Raw genomic sequence first — 25,635 nt, 5'->3', positions numbered from 1 at the left:
TCATAGATTCAACCGGATGGCGACAGACTGCGCGTGAGCATCAAGGCCTTCGGCGCGGGCAATCTCGATTGCAGCGGGTCCGAGAACACGCAGTTGGTCGGGGCCGAGTTTGAGCAGCGATGTGCGCTTCATATAATCGAGAACCGACAGGCCGGATGAAAAACGCGCCGAGCGTGCCGTCGGCAGAACGTGGTTACAGCCGCCCACATAATCCCCGATCACTTCCGGCGTATAGCCGCCGATAAAGATCGACCCTGCGTTGCGGATTTTTGGCAGCAAGGCTTCCGGATCGGCGGTGGCGATTTCCAGATGCTCGGCTGCAATGCGATTGGCAAGAGGAACAGCGGCTTCGAAATCATCGATCAGAATGATTGCGCCGAAATCACGCCAGCTCGCGGCTGCGGTTTGCGCGCGTGGCAGGTTGCGGAGTTGCCTTTCGACGGCCTCTTCCACAGCTGTCGCCAAAGCTTCGTCATTGGTCATCAGGATCGATTGCGCAGCAGCATCATGCTCGGCCTGCGCAAGCAGATCGGCGGCGATCCAGTCTGGATTGTTATCCTTGTCGGCAATGACCAGCACTTCCGACGGGCCTGCGATCATGTCGATGCCGACGGTGCCGAAGACAATACGCTTGGCGGCAGCCACATAGGCGTTACCAGGGCCGACAATCTTGGCAACGGGGCGAATGGTTTCGGTGCCATAGGCGAGCGCCGCGACAGCCTGCGCGCCGCCGACACGGTAGATTTCGGAAACACCCGCAAGACGCGCTGCCACCAGAACCAATGGATTGAGGATGCCGTCAGGCGCCGGGACCACCATGACGATACGCTCTACGCCTGCCACCTTGGCGGGAACAGCGTTCATCAATACGGAACTTGGATAGCTTGCCGTGCCGCCCGGAACATAGAGCCCCACAGCTTCGATGGCAGTCCAGCGCGAGCCGAGTTCAACGCCCAAAGCATCCGTATAACGATCGTCTTTCGGCAACTGCCGCGCATGGTGCTTCTCGATGCGCTCGTGAGCAAGCTTCAGCGCTTCGATCGTCGACGCCGGGGCTATGTCGAATGCGGCATCGATTTCAGCTTCAGTGACCGCGATTCCGGTTTTATCGAGATCGATCCGGTCAAAGCGACGGGAGTAGTCGATGAGCGCGCTATCGCCTTCATGACGTACCCGTTCAACGATTTCACGGGCCGCGCGGTCGACATCTTCGGACGCCTCGCGTTTACTGGCCAGAAATGTCGCGAAATTATTCTCGAAATCGGGATCGGTTTGTCTGAGCGTCTTGACCACGCTTCTGTTCCTTCAAATATGCTTGCCGAACCTCGTGTCCGGCTGACGAATGACGGTTGTGCAGAACCTGCTCTCAGACGTTATGGCGGGGAAGCGATTCCGTTTCCCACGCCGCGCCAAGGTCCGTCATTTGCGCCTCAATACATTCCACTTCAAGACGGATAGCCGCATTTGCCGAAAAAGTCAGTTCTATTGTTCCGGCGGGTGTGTCACCAGCGGTGAACTGAATAGCCATCAGGGAAAGCACTTCATCTGGTTTCTGGCGATCAATCCCGGTTGCCTTGGCTGTAATCACGCGATTGAAGTGCAGGGCAGTGCGCCTGCGCTGATACTGCGGCTTGCGCAGGAACTTTGGTTTGCTTTCTTCCCAGACAAAACGGTTCGCCGTCAGAACGAAGCGCTTTTCACTGCCGAGATACTGAAGATCGGATACTTTCAAAACTGCGTCCTGAAGATGGGCGGACAGGACCTGTAAATCCTCCTCATCCAGCGCCACAAGCTTCAACATATCCATACTCCAGCACCACTTCCCTGTTATTGCTTTATAACTGTTTCCAACGGATGAAAAATCAATCGTCCGCTTGGCCAATTATCAACTTGGCATGTCAAAACAAAAAAATCGACAGGCTTTTCAAGCCTGTCGCTCTTCAACTTGAATCTCAAACGTTACGCAAGAAAAAGCCGGAGCACTGAATGTTACTCCGGCCCGGTCCTATCAACCACTGATACGTTCCACCGTCGCGCCGCAGCGTGACAGCTTTTCTTCCAGACGCTCAAAGCCGCGATCCAGATGATACACGCGGTTGACCAGAGTTTCGCCCTCGGCGGCAAGGCCAGCGATCACAAGCGAAACCGAGGCCCGAAGATCCGTTGCCATAACCTGCGCGCCTTTCAGGCGTTCCACGCCTTCGACGGTCGCAGTCTGGCCGGACAGGGAGATTTTGGCGCCAAGACGTGCCAGTTCCTGCACATGCATGAAGCGATTTTCAAAAATGGTTTCAGTGATGCGCGACGTTCCCTTTGCCTTGGTCATCAGGCCCATGAACTGCGCCTGCAAGTCGGTCGGGAAACCAGGGAAGGGGTCAGTAGTAACGTCAACAGGGTGAATACCGTGGCCGTTACGGACAACGCGCAGACCGCTATTGGTCTCGGTGATTTCAGCTCCGGCCTGCCGCAGCGTTTCAAGAGCGGCAGAAAGCTGGCTTTCCTGTGCGCCTTCCAGAAGCACATCGCCACCGGTCATGGCGACGGCCATGGCATAGGTTCCAGCTTCGATACGGTCAGGAATAACGCGGACGCGCGCGCCGGAAAGGCTGGTGACACCATCGATATGGATGGTGCTGGTTCCAGCACCTGTGATCTTGGCGCCCATTGCATTGAGGCAGTCGGCAAGATTGACGACTTCCGGTTCGCGGGCAGCATTCTCGATGACGGTTTCGCCCTTGGCGAGGGCTGCTGCCATCAGCATGACATGGGTGGCGCCGACGGAGACCTTCGGGAACTTGTAGCGTGCGCCGACGAGGCCGTTTTTGGCCTTTGCCTTGGCATAGCCGTTTTCGATTTCGATGTCGGCCCCAAGGGCTAATAAAGCTTCGAGCAGGAGATCGACCGGACGCGTGCCGATAGCGCAGCCGCCTGGCAGGGAAACATTTGCTTCACCCATGCGGGCCAGAAGAGGAGCGATCACCCAGAAGCTCGCACGCATCTTGGATACGAGTTCATAAGGTGCTGTCGTGGTGACGATGTTGCGGGCAGTGAAATGGATCGTGCGCGAATAGGCTCCATCCTGATGCTCGCGACGGCCATTGACCGAATAATCGACGCCATGATTGCTGAGGATGCGGATCAACTGTTCGACGTCAGCCAGATGCGGCACATTTTCGAGCGTCAGCGTATCGTCGGTCAGAAGCGAGGCGATCATCAACGGCAGAGCAGCGTTTTTTGCGCCGGAGATTGGGATGATGCCGTTGAGCTTGTTGCCGCCAACGATTTTGATGCGATCCATGCTGTGTCACCTTCTGGGCCGATACCTTGCCCGATAAATTTCACCAAATCCGGCAGCCTTTACGGCGCGGTGGCGTTGCGTCATGAAATTACCAGTCTTGCGGCCAAATTACGTCAAATACGAATCACAATAGGACGACATCGCTGCGAAGAACAGAAATGAGCTTTTACCGCAGAGCCCCCCTATCTTCAAGGAAGGCTTTATTGGTGCGATTCTCAGTCGGCGTCGTCGCCGGCAGCGGTGATGCCGTCGTTTCGTTCATCCGCTTCGCCCGCGCGACGCGATCTGGATTGGGCTTTGCGGCGCATCAGATTCGCGCGTAATTCCTCGGCACGGCGCTTTTTGCGCTGGTCCGATTGAGTTTGTTTCTCTTTGTTGGTCGTATTTTCGCTCATGGCGGTCTTCTACTACGGGAAAAAGGGCCGGAAAAGTGGCTTTCAAATGCGTGTCCGGCAGATTTCCACATTATGTGAAAAGAAATGCAATTGCTTGCTTGCGATTTGCGTAATGATGTGGCAGAAGTCCGCCGCACTCAAGAGATTGCTGCGGTAGCTCAGTGGTAGAGCACTCCCTTGGTAAGGGAGAGGTCGAGAGTTCAATCCTCTCTCGCAGCACCATTATTCCCCCATAAATCCAGACACTGGTTTTGCCGTGCTTTCGTGAGAGCGTTTCGTTCTGATTGAATCAGATCGGCGATCCAATCATTTGTTGTGACGCGCATCTTTTCCGAAAACCGTTTCACACTTTTCGGGAAGCGCTCTAATGGAAAGTGCGTGTGGTTGCTGATTTGAGATCAGTTCACGCGGGGTTCAATCTCATTGAGCCGCTTTCTTTCGTCGCCAGTCTTTTCGATGTATACTATTTGCCAGACTGTCAGGCTTTAGCCTGACGAATTGGCGTCACGAAACCGGACTTGTCCGGTGACCGTGCGAAAGCCAGAAATTGCGTGCAGGCCATGTCCTGACCGCCGCCCTTGCCGTCAGGACTGCCTAACCAGCAGGAGGAGCGTCATGGCACAGTTTCATGTTGTTGCAGGTCGAGACCAATCAGCCTTTTATCCTGAAGTTAAGCGCATCCGCATGGCAGATGTATTTGATGCCTTGCGTCTTGGATTTGACGACTTCTGGGCGAAGCCATCGCATTACGTTTTCCTTTGTCTCATATATCCGCTGGCGGGGCTGCTCATCACTTATTGGAGCACGAACGCAAACGCGTTACCGCTCTTGTTTCCCTTGATGTCCGGCTTTGCCCTGATCGGGCCAATTGCGGCATTGCCTCTTTATGAAATGAGCCGGCGCCGTGAAGAGAGGCTCGATACGTCCTGGAAACGCGCGCTGGATGTGAGTCATTCTCCGGCATTGCCATCGATCCTGGCCGTCGGTGCATTTCTGTTCGCAATCTTTATTGCATGGCTGTTGATGGCTCAAAATCTCTACGTTCATTATTTCGGGCCGATGCCGCCCGAGAGCTTCTCAATGTTGATGCATCAGGTGTCATCGACGGAAGAGGGACGTAGTCTGATTTTCGCCGGTTGTGGTATTGGTTTGCTTTTTGCAATCGTTGTCCTGTGCTCGACGATTGTGACTTTCCCGATGCTGCTCGATCAGGATTGCGGTGCGGCAGCGGCGATTGCGACGTCGTTGCGTGTCGTCATGCGCAACCCCATGGAATCGCTGCTATGGGCGGCAATCGTAACCGCGATGCTGATCGTCGGTTTTGCCACGATGTTTGCCGGGTTGGCGGTAGTGATACCTATCCTTGGGCATGCGACCTGGCATCTCTATCGAAAGACGGTCACGCACCCGGCGGCAATGCATGTTTGACCGGAAAAACTGATCGATCAATCCCATCCGAAACATTGCTTCGGGTGGGATTGCCATGGCTTTTGATGAAACATTTTCAAACTTTCTGAGGTGTGGCGGCGTCCTGCCGCACCCCCACCCCCCTTTATTCTGGGCCCGTTTCTGCTTTAGAAGAGCAATACGAGATTCGCGCAGATGATAATAAATAACAATAAGTTAGCGGAGCTCTCCTCGCAGCGCGTCAACGGGCTGGGCGGGCTTTCGATACATTTCAAGGACGGGCGTTCGCGCATTTCCAGGCTTTACCAGGAAGGCGCAGCCAAGATCCGCATGCCGCAGGTCGGAGGCGATCCGCTGGAAGCAATCCTGATCAACACATCAGGAGGGCTGACGGGCGGTGACCGACTGCGATGGGATGTGGAGCTTGGCGAAAACGCTTCGGCTGTCATTACCACGCAGGCCTGTGAGCGCATCTATCGCTCAGGCGGCGGCGAGGCACGCATTGCCACGCGCTTGAAGGCTGCAAAAGGCACGCGTCTTGCTTGGCTTCCGCAGGAAACCATTCTGTTCAATCAATCCGTGTTGTCACGAACGCTGGATGTCGAGCTGGAGGAGGGGGCGGAAATCCTAGTGGTGGAGACGACTATATTCGGGCGCCTTGCCATGGGTGAGCGGGTTGATGAAGCGATGTTCAGTGATCGTTGGCGTGTGCGGTTGGGTGGACAGCTTGTGCATGCCGAAGAGTTTCGGCTGGGACCAGATGTTGGAGCCGAATTGCAAGCGCGTCCAGTGGCCGATGGGGCGTTTGCCGTCGCCACCGTGCTTTTGATTTCTGGGGAGGCCGGGAGACATCTGGAAGCCGCCCGGCAGATCATTGGAGGGGAGGGCGGTGCCAGCCTCTGGCAGGTGGGCGCGGCAACCAAGCTGATGGCGCGGCTTTACGCGCCGGATAGTTATGCCTTGCGCAAACGTCTGGGGCCATTGCTTGCCCTGCTTAACGGCAAGGCAGGACTGCCCAAAGTTTGGACATTTTGAGTTCGCGGCAATCCCGCCGCTTTTAACGCCAGCGGAATGCGTACCGCTTTGAAAGTATGAAGTTGGAATGAAGTCATGAATTTGACGCCCAGGGAAAAAGACAAGCTTTTGATCGCCATGGCCGCCATGGTTGCCCGCCGCCGTCTGGAGCGCGGGGTAAAACTCAATCATCCGGAAACGATCGCGCTGATCAGCGATTTTGTCGTTGAAGGTGCCCGCGATGGGCGCACGGTCGCCGATCTGATGGAAGCAGGCGCGCACGTCATCACCCGTGAACAGGTGATGGATGGTGTGCCCGAAATGATCCACGACATTCAGGTCGAAGCCACATTTCCCGATGGCACGAAGCTCGTCACAGTTCACGAGCCGATCCGCTGATTTTCAGGTTTCGCCAAAGCGAACCTGTTTTTTGAAAGGTACGATAATGAAGAAGACTACGGTTCTCGCCGCGGTAGCGATGGCGCTCACCGCAAGCCCCGCCTTTGCCCATCTTAATCCGGCCGAACATGGCTCGTTTGCGGCGGGCTTCACGCATCCGCTCTCCGGTACGGACCATATTCTGGCGATGGTTGCGGTAGGGCTTTGGGCCGCCATGCTCGGTGGACGAGCACTCTTCGTTGTGCCAGCAGCATTTGTCGGCGTGATGCTGCTTGGCTTTGTGGCGGCGCTTCTGGGCATGCCTCTGCCCTTTGTTGAGCCGGTCATTCTGGCTTCGGTCGTCGTGCTGGGCCTGCTGGTGGCGCTTGCTCTGCCCGTTTCCCCGGTCGTGGGCGCCATCATCGCGGGCTTCTTTGCCTTCTTCCATGGCCATGCGCATGGCGGGGAAATCGGAGGCGCAGCCTTCCTGTCCTATGCGGCTGGATTTGCTTTCGCCACGGCCCTGCTACACGCCGCTGGCATGGGTATCGGACTTGCCGCAGGACGCCTCATGGCGGGTAAGAATGGCAGAATTGCTTTGCGTCTGGCGGGTGGCGCTACCGCACTTGGCGGCCTGATGCTGATGGCCGGGTGAGGTGCGAGATGATCCCCGGCGAAATTATTACGCAGGACGGCGATATAGAACTCAATCAGGGTCAGCCGACCATCACGATCAAGGTCGCCAATACTGGCGACCGCCCCATCCAGGTCGGCAGCCATTTTCATTTTTACGAAGTGAATGCGGCCCTTTCTTTTGAACGCGACAAGGCGCTCGGACAACGGCTGGATATAGCGGCAGGAACTGCCGTGCGCTTCGAGCCCGGCCAGGAGCGCGACGTGACATTGGTTCCCGTGAGCGGCAAGCGCGAGATTTACGGATTTCGCCAGATGGTCATGGGAAAGCTTTAGAACAGGTGACGGAGACATTTCATGCCAGCCAGAATTAGTCGCGCCACCTATGCGCAGATGTTCGGCCCTACTGTCGGCGATAAGGTGTGCCTCGCCGATACGGAACTTTTTATTGAAGTAGAACGAGACCTCACCACCTATGGCGAAGAGGTAAAATTCGGCGGAGGCAAGGTTATCCGCGACGGTATGGGGCAAAGCCAGTTGTCCCGCGCTGATGGCGCAATGGATACGGTTATTACCAATGCCCTGATCCTCGATCATACCGGTATCTACAAGGCCGATGTGGGACTTCGAGACGGGCGTATCGCGGTGATCGGCAAAGCCGGGAACCCGGATACGCAGCCAGGTGTTTCGATTATCATCGGACCCGGCACCGAAATCATTGCAGGCGAGGGTAAAATACTCACTGCGGGCGGTATCGACACGCATATCCATTTCATCTCACCGCAACAGGTGGATGAAGCACTCAATGCGGGTATCACCTGCATGGTGGGTGGAGGCACCGGACCGGCCCACGGCACGCTTGCCACCACATGCACGCCGGGCCCCTGGCATATTGCGCGGCTGATCCAGTCGTTCGACGGCCTGCCGATGAATATCGGTGTGTTCGGCAAGGGAAACGCTTCGCTGCCCGGTGCATTGGAAGAAATGATCCGCGCCGGTGCCTGCGGTTTGAAGCTGCATGAAGACTGGGGTTCGACACCGGCCGCAATCGACAATTGCCTTTCGGTCGCAGACCGGTTCGATATTCAGGTTGCGATCCATACCGATACGCTGAACGAAGGCGGCTTCGTTGAAGATACGCTCAACGCCTTCAAGGGGCGCACGATCCATTCCTTCCATACGGAGGGCGCTGGTGGCGGACACGCGCCGGATATTATTCGCGTGTGTCAGTATCCGAACGTGTTGCCGGCTTCCACAAATCCGACCCGGCCTTACACGGTCAATACGATTGCAGAGCACCTCGACATGCTGATGGTGTGCCATCATCTGTCCCCGGCAATTCCTGAAGATATTGCCTTTGCGGAAAGCCGTATCCGCAAGGAAACCATCGCGGCAGAAGACATCCTGCACGATATGGGAGCGTTCTCCATCATTTCCTCCGACAGCCAGGCTATGGGCCGTGTCGGCGAAATGATTATTCGCTGCTGGCAAACTGCGGACAAGATGAAGAAGCAGCGCGGCAGTCTTCCCGACGACAAGCCGGGCAATGACAATTACCGGGCGCGCCGCTACATTGCGAAATACACCATCAACCCCGCTATCGCTCATGGCATGGCGCATGAAATCGGTTCGGTGGAAGTCGGCAAGCGCGCTGATCTCGTTTTGTGGAACCCTGCATTCTTCGGAATGAAGCCGGAAATGGTGCTGCTTGGTGGCTGGATTGCAACCGCGCCAATGGGTGATCCGAATGGCTCGATTCCAACGCCGCAGCCAATGCATTATCGCCCGATGTTTGGCTCATTCGGGAAAGCCCGCACCAATACGTCCATTACCTTCGTTTCGCAGGCCGCAATGGATGAAGGGCTTCGAGAGAAGATTGGGGTGGACAAGCAGATGATTGCCGTGGCCAATACCAGAGGTGGCATCGGCAAACATTCCATGATCCTCAACAATGCGATGCCGCAAATGGAAGTTGATCCGGAAACCTATGAGGTGCGCGCGGATGGCGAACTTCTGACCTGCGAGCCCGTCGACGTCGTGCCAATGGCGCAACGCTACTTCATGTTTTGATCTTGAAAGGCAAACAAATGTTTCGTGCCACTGCCATTATTCGTGCAGATAAGGTGATCGATGCTGTGCCTGCGGGCCACGCCGTTCTCGAACGCGATGAACGTCATTTGCGGCGCAAGGCCATCGTTCTGGAAGGCGGCGAGAAGGTGCTCGTCGATTTTGCAGAGCCAATCGTGCTCGAGCACGGCGACCGGCTCGTCCTCGATGACGGACGCGAGATCGAAATCCGCGCTGCAAGCGAGGAACTTTACGAAATCTGCGGGCGTGATCCGCTGCATATTGCCGAACTCGCCTGGCATATCGGCAACCGCCACCTCGCGGCCCAGATCGAGAGTGATCGCATCTTCATTCTTCGCGACCATGTCATAAAGGCGATGCTTGAGGGGCTTGGTGCAACGGTTACGGATGTAACGGCTATTTTCAGTCCGCTACGCGGCGCTTATTCCGGCGGCCATTCGCATCATGACCATGGGCATGACCACGATCATCATTATGGTCATCACGAACACGATCATGAACATCATCACCACCACCACGACTGATACCACCACCGCTTTGCTGCGGCTGATGGCCTGGCTGTCGCCCGTCTTTCCGGTGGGATCGTTCAGCTATAGTCATGGGCTGGAGCGCGCAGTCCATGACGGCTATATCGCAGACACGGCCACGACGGGCGATTGGCTGCGCTGGCTTGTAACACGTGGCTCCGGCTGGAACGACGCCGTGCTTTGCGCGGAAAGCTGGCGGCGTGCGGTTACCGAAGGCAATCTTGTCGAAGTTGCAGAACTGGCCGAAGCACTGGCCGGTTCGCGCGAACGTCATATGGAAACGATGCTGCAGGGCGAGGCGTTTCTGGCTGCAGCCCGAAGCTGGCCCAGCTCCGCATTCGACCGCCTGCCAGCCGATTGTCCCTATCCGGTGGCAGTCGGTGCCGTAGCGGGCGGCAACGGAGTATCGCTTGGATTGACACTCGCCGCCTTTCTGCAAGCCTTCTGTATCAATCTTTTGCAGGCATCGATCCGTCTTTCGGTCATGGGGCAAAGCGGCGTGACTGCGACAATGTCAGACTTGGAACCGGTTCTCGCCGAAACAGCGGCGCGAATAGAAAAAACTTCATTGAGTGACCTTGGTTCCGCGACTTACATTAGCGACATCATGGCCATGAAACACGAAACCCAACATTCGAGGCTTTTTCGCACATGACACAGAAAAACGGACCCTTGCGTATAGGCATCGGTGGACCGGTGGGATCGGGAAAGACGACGCTGACCGAAAAGCTTTGCAAAGCGCTGCGTGATAAATACTCGGTCGCCGTGATTACCAATGATATCTACACGCAGGAAGACGCTCTCATTCTGGCGCGTTCTCAGGCTTTGTCCGAAGATCGGATCATGGGCGTCGAAACAGGTGGATGCCCGCATACCGCAATCCGCGAGGATGCTTCGATCAATCTGCAGGCAATTGCCGAAATGAACCGGCGGTTTCCCGATCTGGAGATCGTCTTCATCGAATCCGGGGGTGACAATCTCGCAGCCACATTCTCACCTGATCTGGCGGACCTGACGCTTTATGTCATCTCTGTTTGTCAGGGCGAGGAAATTCCGCGCAAAGGCGGTCCGGGTATCACACGGTCAGATTTTCTTGTGATCAACAAGAGTGATCTTGCCCCTCACGTTCATGTCGATCTCGATATTATGCAAGGCGATGCGGCACGCATGCGCGGCAGGCGTCCTTTCGGTTTCACCGACCTCCATCGCGGCAAGGGCGTCCCCGAAATCATCGACTTTATCGTTGAGAATGGTGGACTGGAACCGCGTTGACTATGGCTGGCTATTGAGCCGTTTGCGGGCCTCGCGTTGTGAGGCCCGCAAATCAATGATTGGTTTGGGATAGGTACTGCCCAACGCAATTCCAGCACTGGCCAGCACATCAGTCGGCGCCTCAAATGGCTTGTGCAGCCATTTGTTCGACAGGCCGGATAGCTCTGGCACCCAATGCCGGACATATCGCCCCTCGGCATCGAATTTTTCACCCTGCAGAATTGGGTTGAAGACCCGGAAATAGGGCGCAGCGTCCATGCCGCAGCCTGCCACCCATTGCCAGCTACCCGGATTGCTGGCGACATCACCATCCACGAGCGTATCCCAGAACCACTCTTCGCCTTTCCGCCAGTCGATGAGCAGATTCTTGGTGAGAAAAGATGCCACGAGCATTCGCACGCGATTGTGCATCCATCCGGTGGCCCAAAGCTGACGCATACCGGCATCGATGATGGGGAAGCCCGTCTGTCCGCCTCGCCACGCTTCGAATGCAGCTGGATCATCGCGCCATGCGATGCCGGAGAGGGCGTTACGCATATCGTACTGGCTGATATCTTGGCGGTGATAGAGCTGGTGATAATTAAAATCGCGCCAGATCAGCTCTGACAAAAACTTGTCGCCGCCAGCGCGTGCCGAATGATGCTCGTCCATAAACGCCAGCGTGGCATACCACGCCTGACGCGCGCTGATTTCACCAAGCCGCAAATGAGGTGAAAGTCTTGAAGTTCCGTCGATGCCGGGAACGTCGCGATCCTCGGTATAGGCCGACAGCATGTTCGCCAGAAAACATGTCAGGCAGTCGCGCGCCGCGTCTTCTCCAATATTCCAAAGCCCATCGAACTTTTTCGCCCAGGAAGGAACGTTGGGCGAATAGCAGGTTTCCTGTGTTGGTTTGATATCCCATTGCCTTCGAGAAAGCGGGCGGGGAACATGGTGGTGGCGCAACGCTTTGGCGAAAGGGGTGAAGACCTGATAGGGCGTATCGCTGGCCGTCCTGAGTTCCCAGGGCTCAAGAAGAAGGTTGCCAGGAAATGAGCTTACACCGGTTCCGCTCTCCTTGAGTTGTGCCTTCAGTTTTGCATCGAGTTCACGCTCCGCCGGTGCGTAGCGACGATTCCAGAACAGCTCGGTTATGGCCAATTTTGCAATCAGGTGAGGAAGGATATTCCTCACATCACCAGTCTCGATGAGAAGTTCGATACCACGATCAGCGAGCTGCTTTCCTATCGCTTTCAGGCTCTGATCGAGCCACCACCGCGCTGCACCGCCAGGCGCGCGAATCTCGGCAAGGGTCTCATGAACATAAACCGCTGTGATATGCCCGCCTGTTTCGGCGGCTGCATCCAGTGCGGGATTGTCGTTGATTCGAAGATCGTTACGCAGCCAGACGAGCGCGTGATGCTTCATGAGAAAAATTCCACTGCAGAAATGTGATGCCGATAGGTCGAGCCACATATAGCGGAGAGAACAAAAACGTCACGAAGTCGCAATCAGTCAATTCGGAAAATATGCAAAGCAATGTGTAAGCATGTTCGGCTTGCGCCGAAGCAAATCACTGAATTGTCTTGAGAAAAATGGCGCACCCGAAAGGATTCGAACCTCTGACCCCCAGATTCGTAGTCTGGTGCTCTATCCAGCTGAGCTACGGGTGCTTGCCTTGTGTGCCGCTCGCTGCGGCGATGGGCGGTTGATAATCGGACAGATCGCTAAATGCAAGCGTCTTCTTAGAAAAAAATGTGGTTCTGTGAAGATTTCTTGTCAGGCCCCGCATTTCCGGGCTTTTCGGTCGCAAGCTGGTGCACCGGCAGATTGCCTAGGCGTTTTCTTCGGTGCGCTGGTTGTTGCGGTCCTCGCGCTGCATCGGCAAATCAGGGATGCGAATCTCGAAATGCACGCCAACGGGACGGTCTTCACGAAGCTCAATTGTTCCACCATGCGCGCGGATCAGTTCTTGCGCGATGGCAAGCCCGAGTCCGGTACCGTCGCTGCGTGTCGATCCCTTGAAAGCCGTGAAAAGATTGTCGCGGGCCTTTTGCGGAAGACCGGGACCCGTATCCTCGACGCCGATGATCGCAGTTGTTCCAATTCTCCCCGCAGAAATCGTGAGCCGCTTCACTGTCGCGTCATCATTGGTCTGGTCACGCTCCATCGCCTGAACAGAATTGCGGCACAGATTGCTCAGGACGCGGAATAGCTGCTCGGAATCGACATTCAGCTCGAAATCCTCCGGAACGAGATTCTCGAACTCGATGCTGTTCTCTGAATTGGGGCTCAAGGTTTCCCTTACGTCCGAGATAATCGTGTGCAGGAGGACCCGGCGCGGGCGCGGTGGTGCTTCCTGCGAGCGGCCATAGGCCATGACGCTTTCGGAATAGCTGATCGCGCGGCTGAGAGTACGAATGAGCTTGGGCGCAAACCGCTGCACCATAGGATCTTCGGTATCGGCAAGCCGGTCCGACATCAATTGTGCGGAAGCCAGAATATTGCGCATGTCATGGTTGATCTTGGAGACGGCTAGACCGAGATCGGCCAGATGTTTCTGTTCCTTGAGCGTTCGTTGAAGGTCGCTTTGAATATGGGATATCTGGCGCTGGGCAACGCCGAATTCATCCTTGCGATTTTCTGGCACGAGGATGAGTGCGGGATTGTCCGGGGATGAGGCGAAATCGATCATGTTGCGATGCATGATACGCACTGGCCGCAGAAGCATTTCGTGAATGATCAGATAGATCAGGCTTGCCGCGATCACGGAAATAATGAGCGAGATAAAAGTCACGTTGCGCGCATAGACGAGCATGGCGTGGCGAAGCGGCGTGTCTGAAGTCACGATTTCGATGATACGATCCGGAGAGCCGTTCGGTGAAACGGAGCCGTAGATTCGTAGCGTTCTGTCTCCACCGTTGAACAGTGTTCCGAATGCGTCCCATATGGCAGCGGCTTCGCTGATATTGTTAAGATCGATAACCTGGTCGATCTTGCCGGGCACTTCCGACATGGCAAGCAGACGCGATGCACCGGCTTCACGCATCGCGATAGCCTTGGTGCCGGTTGCCAGAAGTACCTTGTCCTGAATGTCGCGCGGCACGTCCATGTTGCCGCCAGCGGCAAGAACCTCGCTGACAGCGCCCACCGTATCGAGGCGCGAGCTCATCCAGCGCACGCGCATATTGGCTACGGACGGTACAAAGATCAGAACTTCGGTAATCAGCACCGCAAGAGCGGTCAAAAGCAGCAGCTTGCTTGAAAGCCGGCTACGCCAGGGCAGCCGTGTAAATTGCGTTGGAGAGAGCCGTTCGACGGTCGCAGTCTGAGAGGCCGCTTCAGGGGAAGGGGCGCCCGTATCTGTGGTCTTTTCAACAACCGCCATAGCCTGCTTCCAATTCGAGGCGAACCGGCCCAATTGCCGCGGTGCCTCAACCGGTGTGCCGTCGAAACGCAATTCATAAAGGTAGCCTCCTATATATGGAGCCGACCGATAAATCCAACAGCCTTTGTTCAATCGGTTAAGAACACATTCGTTTATGCGATCCGGCAGCGCAGCATTACCGAAATTTAACTCGACGCCTTAAGATCGTGCGTGCAAAGTCTTGGACGGAAAAATCCATGCATCCTTATAGGATGCGTGATTTGCGCAATGTGAAGGCAATCATCATTCTGATACTATTTGCTGGCATTTTCCGCGTCCGACATAATGGTTTTGAATACGAGGTCCGTCAGGATGACGGTAAACCTTGCCGGAGAGCTGAATGAAGTCCTGGAAGCAGATTGCCTTGTGCCTGCTCATAGCTGCGGTCGCCATTGGTGGCTGGTATGCATATAAGAACAAAAACGACGTGGTGAAAGCTGCGGCAACAGGCGAAGAAACGCCCAAAAGTGGCGGCGGACGGTCTGCGCCGCTCGTTGTTGTCGAGGCCGCTGGCGAAGAAACCATCAATAACCGTTTGACGGCCATCGGTTCGGCACGGGCTCTCAGCACCGTGTCGATAACCCCATACTCCAGTGGTTACATGACGAAGCTCTACGTCAAGGCCGGCGATAGTGTGAAGGAAGGCGATCCGATCGCCGAACTCGACGCCGAGACGGAGAAGATTGCTGTAGCCAAAGCCGAGACGGCGCTGAAGGATGCGCAGACGACCCGCCAGCGCATCGCTAAATTGCGGGCGACGAACACTGCAACAGAAGTCCAGGTGGTCGAAACTGAACTGGCGGTTGCGAATGCACAACTCGCTTTGCAGGACGCGCAGCTTGCATTAAGCCGCCGCACGGTTCGCGCGCCAATCACCGGTATCGTCGGCATCCTTCCCGTCAATGCGGGTAACTACATTACCGCACAGACGTCCATCGGACGTATCGACGACCGGTCGAAAGTACTGATCGATATTTGGGTGCCGGAGCGCTTTGCACCGCAAATCAAGGTTGGCCAGCCGTTGACTGCGGAATCGACGGCGTTCCCGGGTGAGACCTACAGCGGCGAGATCAACGCCGTTGACAACATGCTGGATGAGGCCAGCCGGACGCTGCATGTTCGTGCAGAAGTTCCGAATACGCAGGATCGTCTGCGCGCGGGCATGTCATTCTCCGTTACGGTTCTGTTTCCGGGGGATCGCTATCCTTCGGTCGATCCGCTTGCCATTCAGTGGGGTGCGGACGGCTCCTATGTCTGGCGCGTTGAAAACGGTGTCGCCAAGAAAATTGACGCTCGTATCGTACAGCGCAATTCAACCAACATTCTGATCGACGGCCCGGTCAAGCAGGGCGACATGATCGTTACCCAGGGTGTTCAAACCGTACGGGATGACGCGCCTGTGCGCGTAAAGGACGAGCAGGGCACAGCACTCGCCGACCCTGCCTCGATAAAGCGTGTTGCAGGCTGAGGATGAAAGCGTGACCAGTCACAATTCCCCATCCGGCAACGGCGGATCGACGGCATTATTCATCCGTCGTCCAGTTTTTGCTTTCGTTATCAACGTCCTGATTGTCGTCGCGGGTCTTGCTGCATTCACGGGCGTCGATATTCGCGAACTGCCGGACGTTGACCGGCCTGTCGTAACAATCAGCACAGATTTCAGTGGTGCATCCGCTGAAACCATTGACCGTCAGTTGACGCAGGTTCTCGAGAACGCTGTCGCGCGGGTCTCGGGCGTGAAGTCTATTTCCTCGACGTCGTCATTCGAACGCAGCCGTGTCACGGTGGAGTTTAACGACGGCGTAGACCTGAACGTTGCAGCCGCCGATATGCGCGATGCGATTTCCCGTGTCGCCAATGACGTGCCGGAAGAGGCGGACCCATCACGCATCATCAAGGCGGACTCCAATGCCGATCCGGTGATGCGTCTGGCAGTTACGTCCGACACTATGTCCGTCGACGATATGACGGTGCTGGTCGAGGATCAGATCCAGGATATCCTGTCAGCAGTGCCGGGTGTTGCTGACGTCCAGATCAACGGCGACCGCGACAAGATTTTCCGTATCGATATCAATCAGGCGCGCCTTGCGAGCTATGGTCTGACCATCGCCGATATAACCAAGGCGCTGTCCTCCATGGGGCTGGACGCTCCGGCTGGCTCCTTGCGCAGTGCCGATCAGTCTATCGTGGTTCGTGCTACGGCCAATCTGGAAAAGCCTGAGGATTTCGAAAACGTCTACATCAACGGACGCACGCAAATCCGCGATGTCGCAACCGTTACGCTTGGACCGGATGTCGAGAGCTCGGCAGTTCGTTCCAATGGCAAGACGGCAATCGGTCTCGGCATCGTGCGTCAGGCACAGTCGAATACGCTCGACATCTCGGAGGGTATTCGCGCAGCGGTTGCCAATCTGCAGAAGACTTTGCCCGAGGGCGTCAATATTGCCGTTACCAGTGACGACGCGAACTTCATCAATGGTGCAATCCACGAGGTGGAAATTGCATTGATTGCGTCGGTGATTATCGTCGTTGCGATCATCTTCATGTTCCTGTGGGATATACGCGCCACGCTTATCCCGGCCTTGTCGATGCCCGTCGCGCTCATTGGTACAATCGCAGCCATCTATCTGGCGGGCTTCTCGGTCAATATTCTCACCCTTCTGGCTTTGGTGCTCGCCACAGGTCTCGTGGTGGATGATGCCATCGTGGTGCTGGAAAACGTTGTCCGGCGACGCAATCAGGGTATGGGGCCGCGCGCCGCGGCAGTGCTTGGCACACAGGAAGTCTTCTTTGCCGTTATCGCTACCACGCTGACTTTGGCGGCAGTCTTTGTTCCCATTTCGTTTTTGCCGGGGCAGGCGGGTGGCCTGTTCCGTGAATTCGGTTTCGTTCTGGCGATTGCAGTTCTTCTGTCATCAGTTGTAGCGCTGACGCTTTGTCCGATGCTTGCCTCTCGTTTCCTCAAGGAAGGAAGTGGGGAAGATGGCGGCCACGGTCCGCTTTTCCTGCGTCGTATCGGGGGCGGGCTCGCAAGCTTTTATAAAAAGACGCTGCACATCTGTCTGTCGGCACCATTCGTTGTTGTCCTCGTGGCAATGCTTTTCGCAGGCGCATCCTTTGTCGGCTACGGCCTGATCCGCCAGGAACTGACGCCCTCGGAAGATCGCGCCGTTGCACTGCTGCGTATCAATGGGCCGCAGGGTATCAGTGTGGAGTTTCTCCAGTCACAGCTCGACAAGATTGAAGAGGCAGTCCAGCCTCTGCGCGATAGCGGTGAAATCACCACTACCTATGCCATCGCAGGCTCCGGCGGATCGTCAAATAACGGTTTTGTCGTCCTGACATTGGCACCATGGAAGGAGCGCGCACGCAGCCAGCAGGAAATCATGGCTGACATTACCGAGCGCGTCAAAGGCATAACGGCGGTGCGTATCTTTACCACCCAGCCGAACAGCCTTGGTATTCGCGGCGCGGGTAATGGTTTGCAGTTTGCCATAGTCGGCAGTGACTATGCCAAGCTACAGCCTGCGGCCCAGGCGGTCGTTGCCGCGCTGGAAAAGGATCCTCGCTTTGTCCAGCCGCGACTTTCTGTGGAGCCGACCCAGCCGCAGCTTTCCGTCGAGATTAATCGCGAACGAGCCTCCGATCTCGGTATCGACATCACCGGACTTGCGAATGCCGTGCAGTCGGTACTCGATGGTCGCAAGATCGGGTCGGTTTATGTTGGGGATCGCAGTTTCGATGTGAAGCTCGTTGCCACCACAAACCCGATCAACGATCCGACCGATCTTGAGAATGTATTCATGAAGACGACAGACGGTCGCTACGTACCCATGTCGTCGATCGCGACGGTTGTTGAGAAAGCTGTGCCGCCACAGCTCAATCGCGAGACGCGCCAGCGTTCAGTCTCGATAACGACAAATCTTCGCGATGATTTTGCTTTGGGTGATGCCTATAAGGCCGCACAGGAAATCGCAGCACCTTTGTTGCCGCCGGGAAGCCATATCATTCCGTTGGCGGAAGCTTCGACGCTCAGCGAAACTTCAAGCGGTCTGGCAATGGTGTTCGGTTTTGCCATCATCATCATTCTTCTGGTGCTGGCAGCGCAGTTTGAAAGCTTCGTCAGTGCGCTGATCGTGATGGCGACTGTTCCTCTTGGGCTTGGTTGTGCCGTTTTCGCCATGCTGCTCACGGGCACGAGCCTGAATGTCTACAGCCAGATTGGCCTTGTGCTTCTGGTCGGCATCATGGCGAAGAACGGTATCCTGATTGTCGAATTCGCCGATCAATTGCGCGATAAGGGCTTGAGCGTTCGTGAAGCAATCGAGGAAGCATCCAACATTCGTCTTCGCCCTGTCTGCATGACGATGATCTGCGCCGTGCTTGGCGGTGTGCCGCTGATTCTGGCAAGTGGAGCTGGCGCAGAAGCCCGTGTGGCTCTGGGCTGGGTCATTGTCGGTGGCCTCGGCCTTGCGACGATTGCCACACTTTATGTAACACCTGTCGCCTATCTGCTGCTGGGCCGCTTTACGCAGCCAAAAGCCGAGGAGGAAGCCCGGCTTGAGCGAGAACTCAACCATGCCCTCAAAGGGACGCCGCCAAGAGGCGGCACGGCTGAACCGGCGGAGTAAACTCAGAACAAAAAAACCGGCCTTTTGGGCCGGTTTCTTTTTCGCAATTTTTAAACTGCTTACTTCTTCATGGCGTCTGTTATCTTCGCGGTCCACGCACCTTCCGGTTTCTTGGTGATGACCGGATCGGAGCCGCCGCCAAGCAGTGTTTCCACCGTGCGGTCAGCCGCCGCTACATCAAGGGTGCCATCGGAGCCGTCAACCAGCTTGCCGATTTCCTTGACCATACGCTCCTGAACTTCCTTGGTCTGTGCGCCGGAAGCATCATTGTCGAGTATGATATCGGCGGCTTCCCCCGGATTTTCGGAGGCATATTTCCAGCCCTTCATCGATGCGCGGACAAAGCGGGCCAGCTTGTCGACCATCGCCGGATCGTCGAGGCTCTTTTCCAGCACATAGAGCCCGTCTTCCAGCGTGGCGACGCCTTGCTCTTCATATGGGAAGACAACGAGCTGATCAGCCGGAATGCCTGCATCGATCACCTGCCAATATTCATTATAGGTCATGGTGGAAATGCAGTCGGCCTGCTTCTGGATCAGCGGATCGACGTTGAAGCCTTGTTTCAGAACTGTCACGCCATCCTTGCCGCCTTCGGTCGGAATTTTCAGATGGCTCATCCATGAAAGAAACGGATATTCGTTGCCACCGAACCAGACACCAAGCGTGCGACCCTTGAAGTCTTCCGGCTTGGTGATGTTGGTGTCCTTGCGGCATGTCAGCATCATGCCGGATTTCTTGAAGGGCTGAGCGATGTTGACGAGCGGGACGCCTTTTTCGCGGGTCGCGAGTGCCGACGGCATCCAGTCAACCACAACATCTGCGCCGCCACCGGCAATTACCTGCGGTGGAGCGACGTCCGGTCCGCCCGGCTTGATATCGACATCGAGATTTTCTTCCTCATAGAAGCCCTTGTCCTTGGCTACATAGTAACCGGCAAACTGCCCCTGCGTCACCCATTTGAGCTGCAAGGTCAGCTTGTCGGCTGCCATTGCCGAACTGCTCATGAGCGCGAGCGCTAGTCCGGCTGTTCCAAGGCATAAAGAAATTGCCTTTTTCATTTCAGTTCTCCTCTGGTTCTTTTTTTATTGTGTGCATTTGGCCCTAAAACCGGTTCCCACTTTTCGGAATGCACTTTGGTCCACCTTATTTTTGCAGATGCCAAATATTCAGGCTTATGCCCTCCTGTATGAAGGGTGCCAGAATGTCATTTTGCGCTCGATCAGCGCGATCAGCCCGTATGAGAGCGACCCCGCAAGAGCAGCTACGAAGATTTCAGCCCAGACCATATCCACATTCATGCGTCCGATTTCCGCAGAGATGCGGAAGCCCATGCCGACAATCGGCGTGCCGAAAAACTCCGCCACGATCGCTCCGATAAGCGCGAGGGTGGAATTGATCTTGAGCGCGTTGAAGATGAATGGCATGGCCGCTGGAAGACGCAGCTTGAACAATGTCTGCCAGTAGCTTGAGCCATAGGTCTCCATCATGTCCCGTTCCATCGATCCGGTACTGGCAAGGCCCGCAACCGTGTTCACCAGCATAGGAAAGAAGGTCATGATGATGACCACAGCAGCTTTCGATTGCCAGTCGAAGCCAAACCACATCACCATGATCGGTGCGACGCCCACGATGGGAAGTGCGGCGGCCAGATTACCCAGCGGCAACAACCCCTTGCGCAGAAATGGAATCCGGTCTGCGACGATGGCGGTTATAAAGCCGAGACCGCATCCGGCGACATAGCCGATAATGACGGCCTTCAGAAAGGTCTGCCTGAAATCCGCCCAGAGAATTGGTACGGACGCCGCTATGCGTGCCCAGATTGCCGATGGTGCTGGCAGAAGAACCTGAGGGATAGCGAAAAGCCGGACGGTTACCTCCCAGAGCATCAGCATTGCGATGCCGAATAGCGCCGGCACTGCGATATCCAAAAGCTTTTGGCCCAAAGGATTGCGGGTCTTCAGACTGGCGACCCAGCCCACAAGCAGCCATGAAACTGCTATCAGCGCTGCGACGGATAGGATGCCTGTCATCATGTGGCTGCCCTTTCCGGTTTTACGCCCATACGTCTGTTCACAAGCTGTGCTGCGATACCGATTAGCGCCACCAGCACCGCAGCCATCAGAGCTGCCGCAACAAGTGCTGCCCATATCTGCACGGTCTGGCCGTAATACGAACCTGCGAGCAACCGCGCACCAAGGCCGGCGACTGCGCCGGTTGGCAATTCACCGACAATCGCGCCAACGAGGCTGATCGCGACGGCAATCTGCATCGATGTAAAGAGGAACGGCATGGCCGCAGGCCAGCGCAGTTTCCAGAACACCTGCGATCTCGATGCATTGTAGGTGCGCATGAGGTCGAGATGCATCACATCAGGCGACCTCAGCCCCTTCACCATGCCGACAGCGACCGGGAAGAAAGACAGATAGGTCGAGATGATGGCTTTGGGCAGCAAGCCCGATATGCCAATGGCATTCAGCACCACGATAATCATCGGAGCGATGGCAAGGATCGGGATCGTCTGTGAGGTGATGATCCATGGCATCAGGCTCTTGTCGAGTGTGCGGGAATGAACGATCCCCACGGCGAGAAGAACGCCCAGTGCCGATCCCAGCACAAAACCGAGCAGGGTGGACGATAAGGTGACCCATCCGTGATAGATCAGGCTGCGTTTGGAACTGGGCTTGACTCCAAAGACGGTTTTCCAGATTTCTTCAGCTACCTGATGCGGTGCGGGCAGGACCGGACGGTCCTGATGCATCGTATTGGCAACAAGCGTCGAGTAGGGGATTTCCGTCCCTGCGCGTGTCGCCTGATCCCGCTCGAACGGCACGTTGAGCACCACCGCCAGGCCGTACCAAAGCGCAATAATGACGGCGAGTATGGTTGCCACCGGAATGAATCTATCGTGCAGAAAGCCTTTCATGGGCGATCTCCAGCACGATGCGGTTGCTGAGTATCCTCAATCATGGATATGCCCCAGACGTAATCCCTCACGAACCCGATGGGCAATTTTCAGGAATGCTTCAGATTCGCGAATCTCAAGCGGCCTGTCCGGGCCAAGATCGCAATCGATGATTTCATGAATGCGGCCCGGTCGCGGGCTCATGACAACGATCTTGGTCGAGAGAAACACCGCTTCCGGGATCGAGTGTGTGACGAAAATCACAGTTTTGCGGGTAGCGGCCCAAAGCTTGAGAAGCTGTTCATTGAGATGGTCACGCACGATTTCATCCAGAGCGCCGAAAGGCTCGTCCATCAACAGCATGTCCGGATCGAATGATAAGGCGCGCGCGATCGATGCGCGCTGTTGCATGCCGCCGGAAAGTTGCCAGGGATATTTTTTGCCGAAGCCCGTCAGGTTGACGAGCGCGAGGTTTTTTTCGATCCGCTCGCGCCTTTCGGCCTTGGAAAACCCCATAATCTCCAGCGGCAGGCTGATATTGTCTTCGATGGTGCGCCAGGGAAACAGAGCGGCCGCCTGAAATACATAACCGTAGGATCGGTCGAGGCGGGCTTGTTCTGGCGTCTTTCCGTTCACCGTTACGGAGCCTGATGTGGGCTGTTCCAGATCGGCCACGACGCGCATCAGCGTGGTCTTGCCGCATCCCGAAGGTCCGATGAAGGAAACGAACTCGCCGCGCTTGACGGCAAGATCAATGTTGGACAGCGCATGGACCGGCCCATCATTCGTCTCGAAGACGAGCGACAAGTCTTTGATGTCGATCACTGCCTGCGCATTTGCCTCGCCCCTCTCCGGGGCCATGCTGTCATTCAAACTCATGCGCGGTTCCCGAAGCTGGACGATGGCCATGTCTCAGACCCCTATCGGCATATGTTCGGCGCTGCGCTCCACTTTGCGCGGCGCAACGATTTCTTTCCATTGCGACAGCGCACGATTGACCGGGCCATTCGGCTCGCGCTCAATGAAGCGTCCGTCGCCCGGCTCTGCCGTGACGTGCCCCTTGTCGAATGCGATACGCCCACGTGAAAGCGTCATCTTCGGCAGGCCCTTGAGTTCAAAGCCTTCGAACACGTTGTAATCAATGGAGGAATGCTGTGTTTTTGCAGAAACCTTCTTGGTGGCCTCCGGGTCCCATATGACAAGATCGGCATCCGCTCCCGGCAGCACTGCGCCTTTCTGCGGATAGATGTTCAAGATCTTGGCAATGTTGGTCGAGGTGACAGCCACGAACTCGTTTGGCGTCAGGCGTCCTGTGCGCACGCCGCGCGACCACAACACTGGCATGCGTTCTTCGAGACCGCCCGTTCCATTCGGAATCTTGGTGAAATTGCCGATGCCGTAACGCTTCTGCTCGGTGGTGAATGCGCAATGGTCGGTTGCAACGCATTGCAGGCTTCCGGCCGCAAGACCGGCCCACAGACTATCCTGATTGAGCTTGTCACGGAATGGCGGAGACATCACGCGGCGTGCCGCATAATCCCAGTCCTTGTTATGATATTCGCTCTCGTCAAGCGTCAGATGCTGGATCAAAGGCTCGCCGAACACGCGCATACCCTTTTGCCGGGCACGGCGGATCGCTTCATGGCTCTGCTCGCAGGAAACATGCACGACATAAAGCGGAACACCTGCCTGATCGGCAATCATGATCGCGCGATTGGTCGCTTCGCCTTCCACTTCCGGCGGGCGCGAATAGGCATGGGCTTCCGGCCCGTCATTACCTTCTGCCATGAGCTTGGCCTGCAACTGCGCGACGACATCGCCATTTTCGGCATGAACGAGCGGCATGGCGCCCAGCTCCGCACAGCGCTGGAACGAGGCGAACATCTCGTCATCATTCACCATCAACGCACCCTTATAGGCCATGAAGTGCTTGAAGGTATTGATGCCGCGTTTCACCACTTCCGGCATTTCATTGAAAGCGCGTTCGCTCCAGCCGGTGATCGCCATATGGAAAGAATAATCGGTGCGGGCCTTGCCTGCCTTCTGGAACCATTCCTGCAATGCGTCGAGCAGATTGCCTTCCGGTCCAGGTAGAACGAAATCCACAACCATCGTCGTGCCACCGGCAAGGGCTGCCGCAGTGCCGGTGTCGAAATCGTCGGATGAATAGGTGCCCATGAAGGGCATTTGCAGATGAGTGTGCGGGTCGATACCGCCCGGCATGATATAGCAGCCGGATGCATCTATGACTTCATCGCCGGAGAGATTGTCGCCGACAGCAACAATCTTTTCGCCTTCGATGAGAACATCGGCTTTAAAGGTGCGGTCAGCCGTGATGACGGTTCCGCCTTTGATGACCTTTGCCATTGTTCGTCGTTCCCCTTTTTGGTTTTGTTGCGAACAGTAGCAGTAGTGGATGGTTGTGAAATCAGCTTACAATTTCAGCAGTCTCCAATACCGCATGCAGAAGCACGTCGGTTCCCGCCGACGCCCATTCCTTCGAAATATCCTCGTCTTCATTATGGCTGAGCCCATCCACGCATGGACACATGACCATGGCAGTCGGGGCTACGCGGTTGACCCAGCAGGCATCGTGGCCCGCGCCAGAAACGATGTTACGGTGGCTATAGCCGAGCCGTTCCGCCGCGTTGCGGATCGCCACCACGCAGCCATCATTAAAGGTTACCGGGTCGAAATGTCCGGCCACTTCAATCTCGATGCCGATGCCCAGTTCTTCGGCGATCTTCGGCGCTTCCTTTTCAAACCGCGTTTTCATGTCGTCCAGCACATCTTGGTTGGGCGAGCGGAAATCGACCGTGAAAACGATCTGGCCTGGCAGCACGTTGCGTGAATTGGGTGAAACGTCGATATGGCCGACGCCGCCCACCGCATCCGGCTGGTGAGACATGGCGATTTCGTTGACGAGCTGCAGCATCTTGCCAAGGCCAAGGCTTGCATTCTTGCGCATCTTCATAGGCGTAGAGCCGGTATGCGCTTCCTTGCCGGTCAAGGTTACCTGCAGCCACCACAGGCCCTGGCCGTGTGTGACGACGCCGATGTCCTTGTGCTCGACCTCAAGGATTGGCCCCTGTTCAATATGAAGCTCGAACATCGCATGGATTTTGCGCTGCCCAACCGGTTCATCGCCTTTCCAGCCAATGCGCTCCAGTTCGTCTCCGAATTTCTTGCCTTTGGCGTCGGTGCGCTGATAAGCCCAGTCCTGCTCGTGGACACCGGCAAAAACACCGGATGAGAGCATGGCCGGGGCAAAACGCGTGCCTTCCTCATTCGTCCAGTTGACGACGACGATAGGTCGCTTTGTCTTGATATTCATGTCGTTGAGCGTGCGCATGACTTCGAGGCCGCCGAGAACGCCCAGCACGCCATCGAATTTACCGCCCGTCGGCTGCGTGTCGAGATGGCTGCCCATATAGACCGGATCAGCGTCGGCATCTTCGCCGGGGCGCGTGAAGAACATGTTCCCCATCGTGTCCACGCCCATGGTAAGCCCGGATTTTTCGCACCAGCTCTGAAACAGTTTGCGGCCTTCGCCGTCTTCATCGGTCAAGGTTTGGCGGTTGTTACCACCACGCACACCAGGCCCTATCTGGGCCATGTCCATCAGACTGTCCCAAAGACGATCGCCGTTGACTCTAAGATTGCTGGTGAGCACCATGCGCTCTG

At 56.3% G+C, this 25,635-nt stretch carries 23 protein-coding genes and 2 tRNA genes; 12 read left to right on the top strand and 13 right to left on the bottom strand.

The features are described from left to right. The 4 genes from hisD to MKS82_RS08380 all read right to left on the bottom strand — a co-directional run bounded on the left by hisD (position 1) and on the right by MKS82_RS08380 (position 3,693). Entirely contained in the window at positions 1–1,293 is a 1,293-nt protein-coding gene (gene hisD / locus MKS82_RS08395; RefSeq protein ID WP_109985967.1) for a histidinol dehydrogenase, read from the bottom strand. A 73-nt stretch (positions 1,294–1,366) separates the two neighbouring features. Then, positions 1,367–1,807 (bottom strand): DUF2948 family protein, encoded by a 441-nt coding sequence (locus tag MKS82_RS08390; protein ID WP_109985968.1) that lies wholly within the window; start codon positions 1,805–1,807, stop codon positions 1,367–1,369. Between the two features lie 201 nt (positions 1,808–2,008). Further along, positions 2,009–3,298, bottom strand: coding sequence for a UDP-N-acetylglucosamine 1-carboxyvinyltransferase (gene murA, locus MKS82_RS08385; protein ID WP_109985969.1), 1,290 nt, complete (start codon positions 3,296–3,298; stop codon positions 2,009–2,011). 215 nt (positions 3,299–3,513) lie between these two features. Beyond that, the gene (locus tag MKS82_RS08380; protein WP_109985970.1) at positions 3,514–3,693 is read right to left on the bottom strand and encodes a hypothetical protein; all 180 of its coding nucleotides are present in this window, start codon (positions 3,691–3,693) and stop codon (positions 3,514–3,516) included. A gap of 147 nt (positions 3,694–3,840) precedes the next feature. Between MKS82_RS08380 and MKS82_RS08375 the strand changes: the two genes are divergently transcribed. The 10 genes from MKS82_RS08375 (at position 3,841) to ureG (ending at position 11,012) form a co-directional block, all read left to right on the top strand. Then, positions 3,841–3,915, top strand: a tRNA-Thr gene (locus MKS82_RS08375). Positions 3,916–4,308: 393 nt separating this feature from the next. After that, complete coding sequence (locus MKS82_RS08370) at positions 4,309–5,121, top strand: DUF2189 domain-containing protein (RefSeq protein ID WP_109985971.1); 813 nt, start codon at positions 4,309–4,311, stop codon at positions 5,119–5,121. 174 nt (positions 5,122–5,295) lie between these two features. Next, positions 5,296–6,135, top strand: coding sequence for an urease accessory protein UreD (locus MKS82_RS08365; RefSeq protein WP_109985972.1), 840 nt, complete (start codon positions 5,296–5,298; stop codon positions 6,133–6,135). 75 nt (positions 6,136–6,210) lie between these two features. Continuing rightward, on the top strand, positions 6,211–6,513 hold the full coding sequence (locus MKS82_RS08360; protein WP_010658102.1) for an urease subunit gamma: 303 nt from the start codon (positions 6,211–6,213) through the stop codon (positions 6,511–6,513). Between the two features lie 46 nt (positions 6,514–6,559). Then, entirely contained in the window at positions 6,560–7,147 is a 588-nt protein-coding gene (locus tag MKS82_RS08355) for a HupE/UreJ family protein (protein WP_109985973.1), read from the top strand. An 8-nt stretch (positions 7,148–7,155) separates the two neighbouring features. Next, the gene (locus tag MKS82_RS08350) at positions 7,156–7,461 is read left to right on the top strand and encodes an urease subunit beta (RefSeq protein WP_010658104.1); all 306 of its coding nucleotides are present in this window, start codon (positions 7,156–7,158) and stop codon (positions 7,459–7,461) included. Positions 7,462–7,482: 21 nt separating this feature from the next. Beyond that, positions 7,483–9,195: an urease subunit alpha gene (gene ureC / locus MKS82_RS08345; protein WP_109985974.1), complete on the top strand. Its 1,713-nt coding sequence runs from the start codon at positions 7,483–7,485 to the stop codon at positions 9,193–9,195. A gap of 17 nt (positions 9,196–9,212) precedes the next feature. Next, complete coding sequence (gene ureE / locus MKS82_RS08340) at positions 9,213–9,737, top strand: urease accessory protein UreE (protein ID WP_109985975.1); 525 nt, start codon at positions 9,213–9,215, stop codon at positions 9,735–9,737. After that, the gene (locus MKS82_RS08335; RefSeq protein ID WP_109985976.1) at positions 9,709–10,395 is read left to right on the top strand and encodes an urease accessory protein UreF; all 687 of its coding nucleotides are present in this window, start codon (positions 9,709–9,711) and stop codon (positions 10,393–10,395) included. Before ureE ends, MKS82_RS08335 begins: the two co-directional genes overlap by 29 nt. Then, positions 10,392–11,012 (top strand): urease accessory protein UreG, encoded by a 621-nt coding sequence (ureG, locus tag MKS82_RS08330; RefSeq protein WP_109985977.1) that lies wholly within the window; start codon positions 10,392–10,394, stop codon positions 11,010–11,012. The genes MKS82_RS08335 and ureG overlap by 4 nt, the downstream gene beginning before the upstream one ends. Here ureG and MKS82_RS08325 read toward each other — a convergent pair whose 3' ends face one another. From MKS82_RS08325 to MKS82_RS08315, 3 genes are all read right to left on the bottom strand, one after another. Next, positions 11,013–12,419 carry a cryptochrome/photolyase family protein gene (locus tag MKS82_RS08325; protein WP_109985978.1) on the bottom strand — a complete coding sequence of 469 codons (1,407 nt, stop codon included), beginning with the start codon at positions 12,417–12,419 and terminating at the stop codon, positions 11,013–11,015. It abuts the gene before it with no gap. A gap of 168 nt (positions 12,420–12,587) precedes the next feature. Continuing rightward, a tRNA-Arg gene (locus tag MKS82_RS08320) sits at positions 12,588–12,664 on the bottom strand. A 161-nt stretch (positions 12,665–12,825) separates the two neighbouring features. Next, the gene (locus MKS82_RS08315; protein WP_109985979.1) at positions 12,826–14,379 is read right to left on the bottom strand and encodes a sensor histidine kinase; all 1,554 of its coding nucleotides are present in this window, start codon (positions 14,377–14,379) and stop codon (positions 12,826–12,828) included. Positions 14,380–14,758: 379 nt separating this feature from the next. Here MKS82_RS08315 and MKS82_RS08310 point away from each other — a divergent pair, with 379 nt between their 5' ends. Together MKS82_RS08310 and MKS82_RS08305 are read left to right on the top strand one after the other, a co-directional pair. Beyond that, positions 14,759–15,886, top strand: a complete 1,128-nt coding sequence (locus tag MKS82_RS08310) for an efflux RND transporter periplasmic adaptor subunit (protein ID WP_109985980.1) — start codon at positions 14,759–14,761, stop codon at positions 15,884–15,886. A 10-nt stretch (positions 15,887–15,896) separates the two neighbouring features. After that, complete coding sequence (locus MKS82_RS08305; protein ID WP_109986258.1) at positions 15,897–19,049, top strand: efflux RND transporter permease subunit; 3,153 nt, start codon at positions 15,897–15,899, stop codon at positions 19,047–19,049. A 59-nt stretch (positions 19,050–19,108) separates the two neighbouring features. Here the strand turns inward: MKS82_RS08305 and MKS82_RS08300 are convergent, their stop codons facing one another. From MKS82_RS08300 to MKS82_RS08275, 6 genes are all read right to left on the bottom strand, one after another. Then, positions 19,109–20,107 carry an ABC transporter substrate-binding protein gene (locus MKS82_RS08300; RefSeq protein WP_010658166.1) on the bottom strand — a complete coding sequence of 333 codons (999 nt, stop codon included), beginning with the start codon at positions 20,105–20,107 and terminating at the stop codon, positions 19,109–19,111. Positions 20,108–20,221: 114 nt separating this feature from the next. Further along, positions 20,222–21,082, bottom strand: a complete 861-nt coding sequence (locus MKS82_RS08295; RefSeq protein WP_109985981.1) for an ABC transporter permease — start codon at positions 21,080–21,082, stop codon at positions 20,222–20,224. Next, positions 21,079–21,972 carry an ABC transporter permease gene (locus tag MKS82_RS08290; protein ID WP_109985982.1) on the bottom strand — a complete coding sequence of 298 codons (894 nt, stop codon included), beginning with the start codon at positions 21,970–21,972 and terminating at the stop codon, positions 21,079–21,081. Before MKS82_RS08290 ends, MKS82_RS08295 begins: the two co-directional genes overlap by 4 nt. A gap of 36 nt (positions 21,973–22,008) precedes the next feature. Beyond that, complete coding sequence (locus tag MKS82_RS08285; RefSeq protein ID WP_109986259.1) at positions 22,009–22,830, bottom strand: ABC transporter ATP-binding protein; 822 nt, start codon at positions 22,828–22,830, stop codon at positions 22,009–22,011. 33 nt (positions 22,831–22,863) lie between these two features. Next, positions 22,864–24,318, bottom strand: coding sequence for a dihydropyrimidinase (hydA, locus tag MKS82_RS08280; RefSeq protein ID WP_109985983.1), 1,455 nt, complete (start codon positions 24,316–24,318; stop codon positions 22,864–22,866). 61 nt (positions 24,319–24,379) lie between these two features. Then, entirely contained in the window at positions 24,380–25,627 is a 1,248-nt protein-coding gene (locus tag MKS82_RS08275; RefSeq protein WP_109985984.1) for a Zn-dependent hydrolase, read from the bottom strand. Positions 25,628–25,635: the final 8 nt, after the last annotated feature.

The sequence above is a fragment of the Ochrobactrum sp. A-1 genome, from assembly GCF_022488005.1.
Lineage (GTDB): Bacteria > Pseudomonadota > Alphaproteobacteria > Rhizobiales > Rhizobiaceae > Brucella.
The sequence above is the reverse complement of the archived record's forward strand: the minus strand, read 5'-3'. Positions and strand labels throughout refer to the sequence as shown.

Bases quoted from the DNA above. Each gene is read 5' to 3' on its own strand.
- MKS82_RS08310 (WP_109985980.1), top strand. From the start codon at position 14,759: ATGAAGTCCTGGAAGCAGATTGCCTTGTGCCTGCTCATAGCTGCGGTC.
- ureG (WP_109985977.1), top strand. From the start codon at position 10,392: ATGACACAGAAAAACGGACCCTTGCGTATAGGCATCGGTGGACCGGTG.
- MKS82_RS08315 (WP_109985979.1), bottom strand. From the start codon at position 14,379: ATGGCGGTTGTTGAAAAGACCACAGATACGGGCGCCCCTTCCCCTGAA.
- MKS82_RS08295 (WP_109985981.1), bottom strand. From the start codon at position 21,082: ATGATGACAGGCATCCTATCCGTCGCAGCGCTGATAGCAGTTTCATGG.
- murA (WP_109985969.1), bottom strand. From the start codon at position 3,298: ATGGATCGCATCAAAATCGTTGGCGGCAACAAGCTCAACGGCATCATC.
- MKS82_RS08300 (WP_010658166.1), bottom strand. From the start codon at position 20,107: ATGAAAAAGGCAATTTCTTTATGCCTTGGAACAGCCGGACTAGCGCTC.
- MKS82_RS08275 (WP_109985984.1), bottom strand. From the start codon at position 25,627: ATGGTGCTCACCAGCAATCTTAGAGTCAACGGCGATCGTCTTTGGGAC.
- ureC (WP_109985974.1), top strand. From the start codon at position 7,483: ATGCCAGCCAGAATTAGTCGCGCCACCTATGCGCAGATGTTCGGCCCT.
- MKS82_RS08325 (WP_109985978.1), bottom strand. From the start codon at position 12,419: ATGAAGCATCACGCGCTCGTCTGGCTGCGTAACGATCTTCGAATCAAC.
- hydA (WP_109985983.1), bottom strand. From the start codon at position 24,318: ATGGCAAAGGTCATCAAAGGCGGAACCGTCATCACGGCTGACCGCACC.
- MKS82_RS08335 (WP_109985976.1), top strand. From the start codon at position 9,709: ATGAACATCATCACCACCACCACGACTGATACCACCACCGCTTTGCTG.
- MKS82_RS08355 (WP_109985973.1), top strand. From the start codon at position 6,560: ATGAAGAAGACTACGGTTCTCGCCGCGGTAGCGATGGCGCTCACCGCA.
- MKS82_RS08380 (WP_109985970.1), bottom strand. From the start codon at position 3,693: ATGAGCGAAAATACGACCAACAAAGAGAAACAAACTCAATCGGACCAG.
- MKS82_RS08285 (WP_109986259.1), bottom strand. From the start codon at position 22,830: ATGAGTTTGAATGACAGCATGGCCCCGGAGAGGGGCGAGGCAAATGCG.
- ureE (WP_109985975.1), top strand. From the start codon at position 9,213: ATGTTTCGTGCCACTGCCATTATTCGTGCAGATAAGGTGATCGATGCT.
- MKS82_RS08370 (WP_109985971.1), top strand. From the start codon at position 4,309: ATGGCACAGTTTCATGTTGTTGCAGGTCGAGACCAATCAGCCTTTTAT.
- MKS82_RS08360 (WP_010658102.1), top strand. From the start codon at position 6,211: ATGAATTTGACGCCCAGGGAAAAAGACAAGCTTTTGATCGCCATGGCC.
- MKS82_RS08390 (WP_109985968.1), bottom strand. From the start codon at position 1,807: ATGGATATGTTGAAGCTTGTGGCGCTGGATGAGGAGGATTTACAGGTC.
- MKS82_RS08350 (WP_010658104.1), top strand. From the start codon at position 7,156: ATGATCCCCGGCGAAATTATTACGCAGGACGGCGATATAGAACTCAAT.
- MKS82_RS08290 (WP_109985982.1), bottom strand. From the start codon at position 21,972: ATGAAAGGCTTTCTGCACGATAGATTCATTCCGGTGGCAACCATACTC.
- MKS82_RS08365 (WP_109985972.1), top strand. From the start codon at position 5,296: ATGATAATAAATAACAATAAGTTAGCGGAGCTCTCCTCGCAGCGCGTC.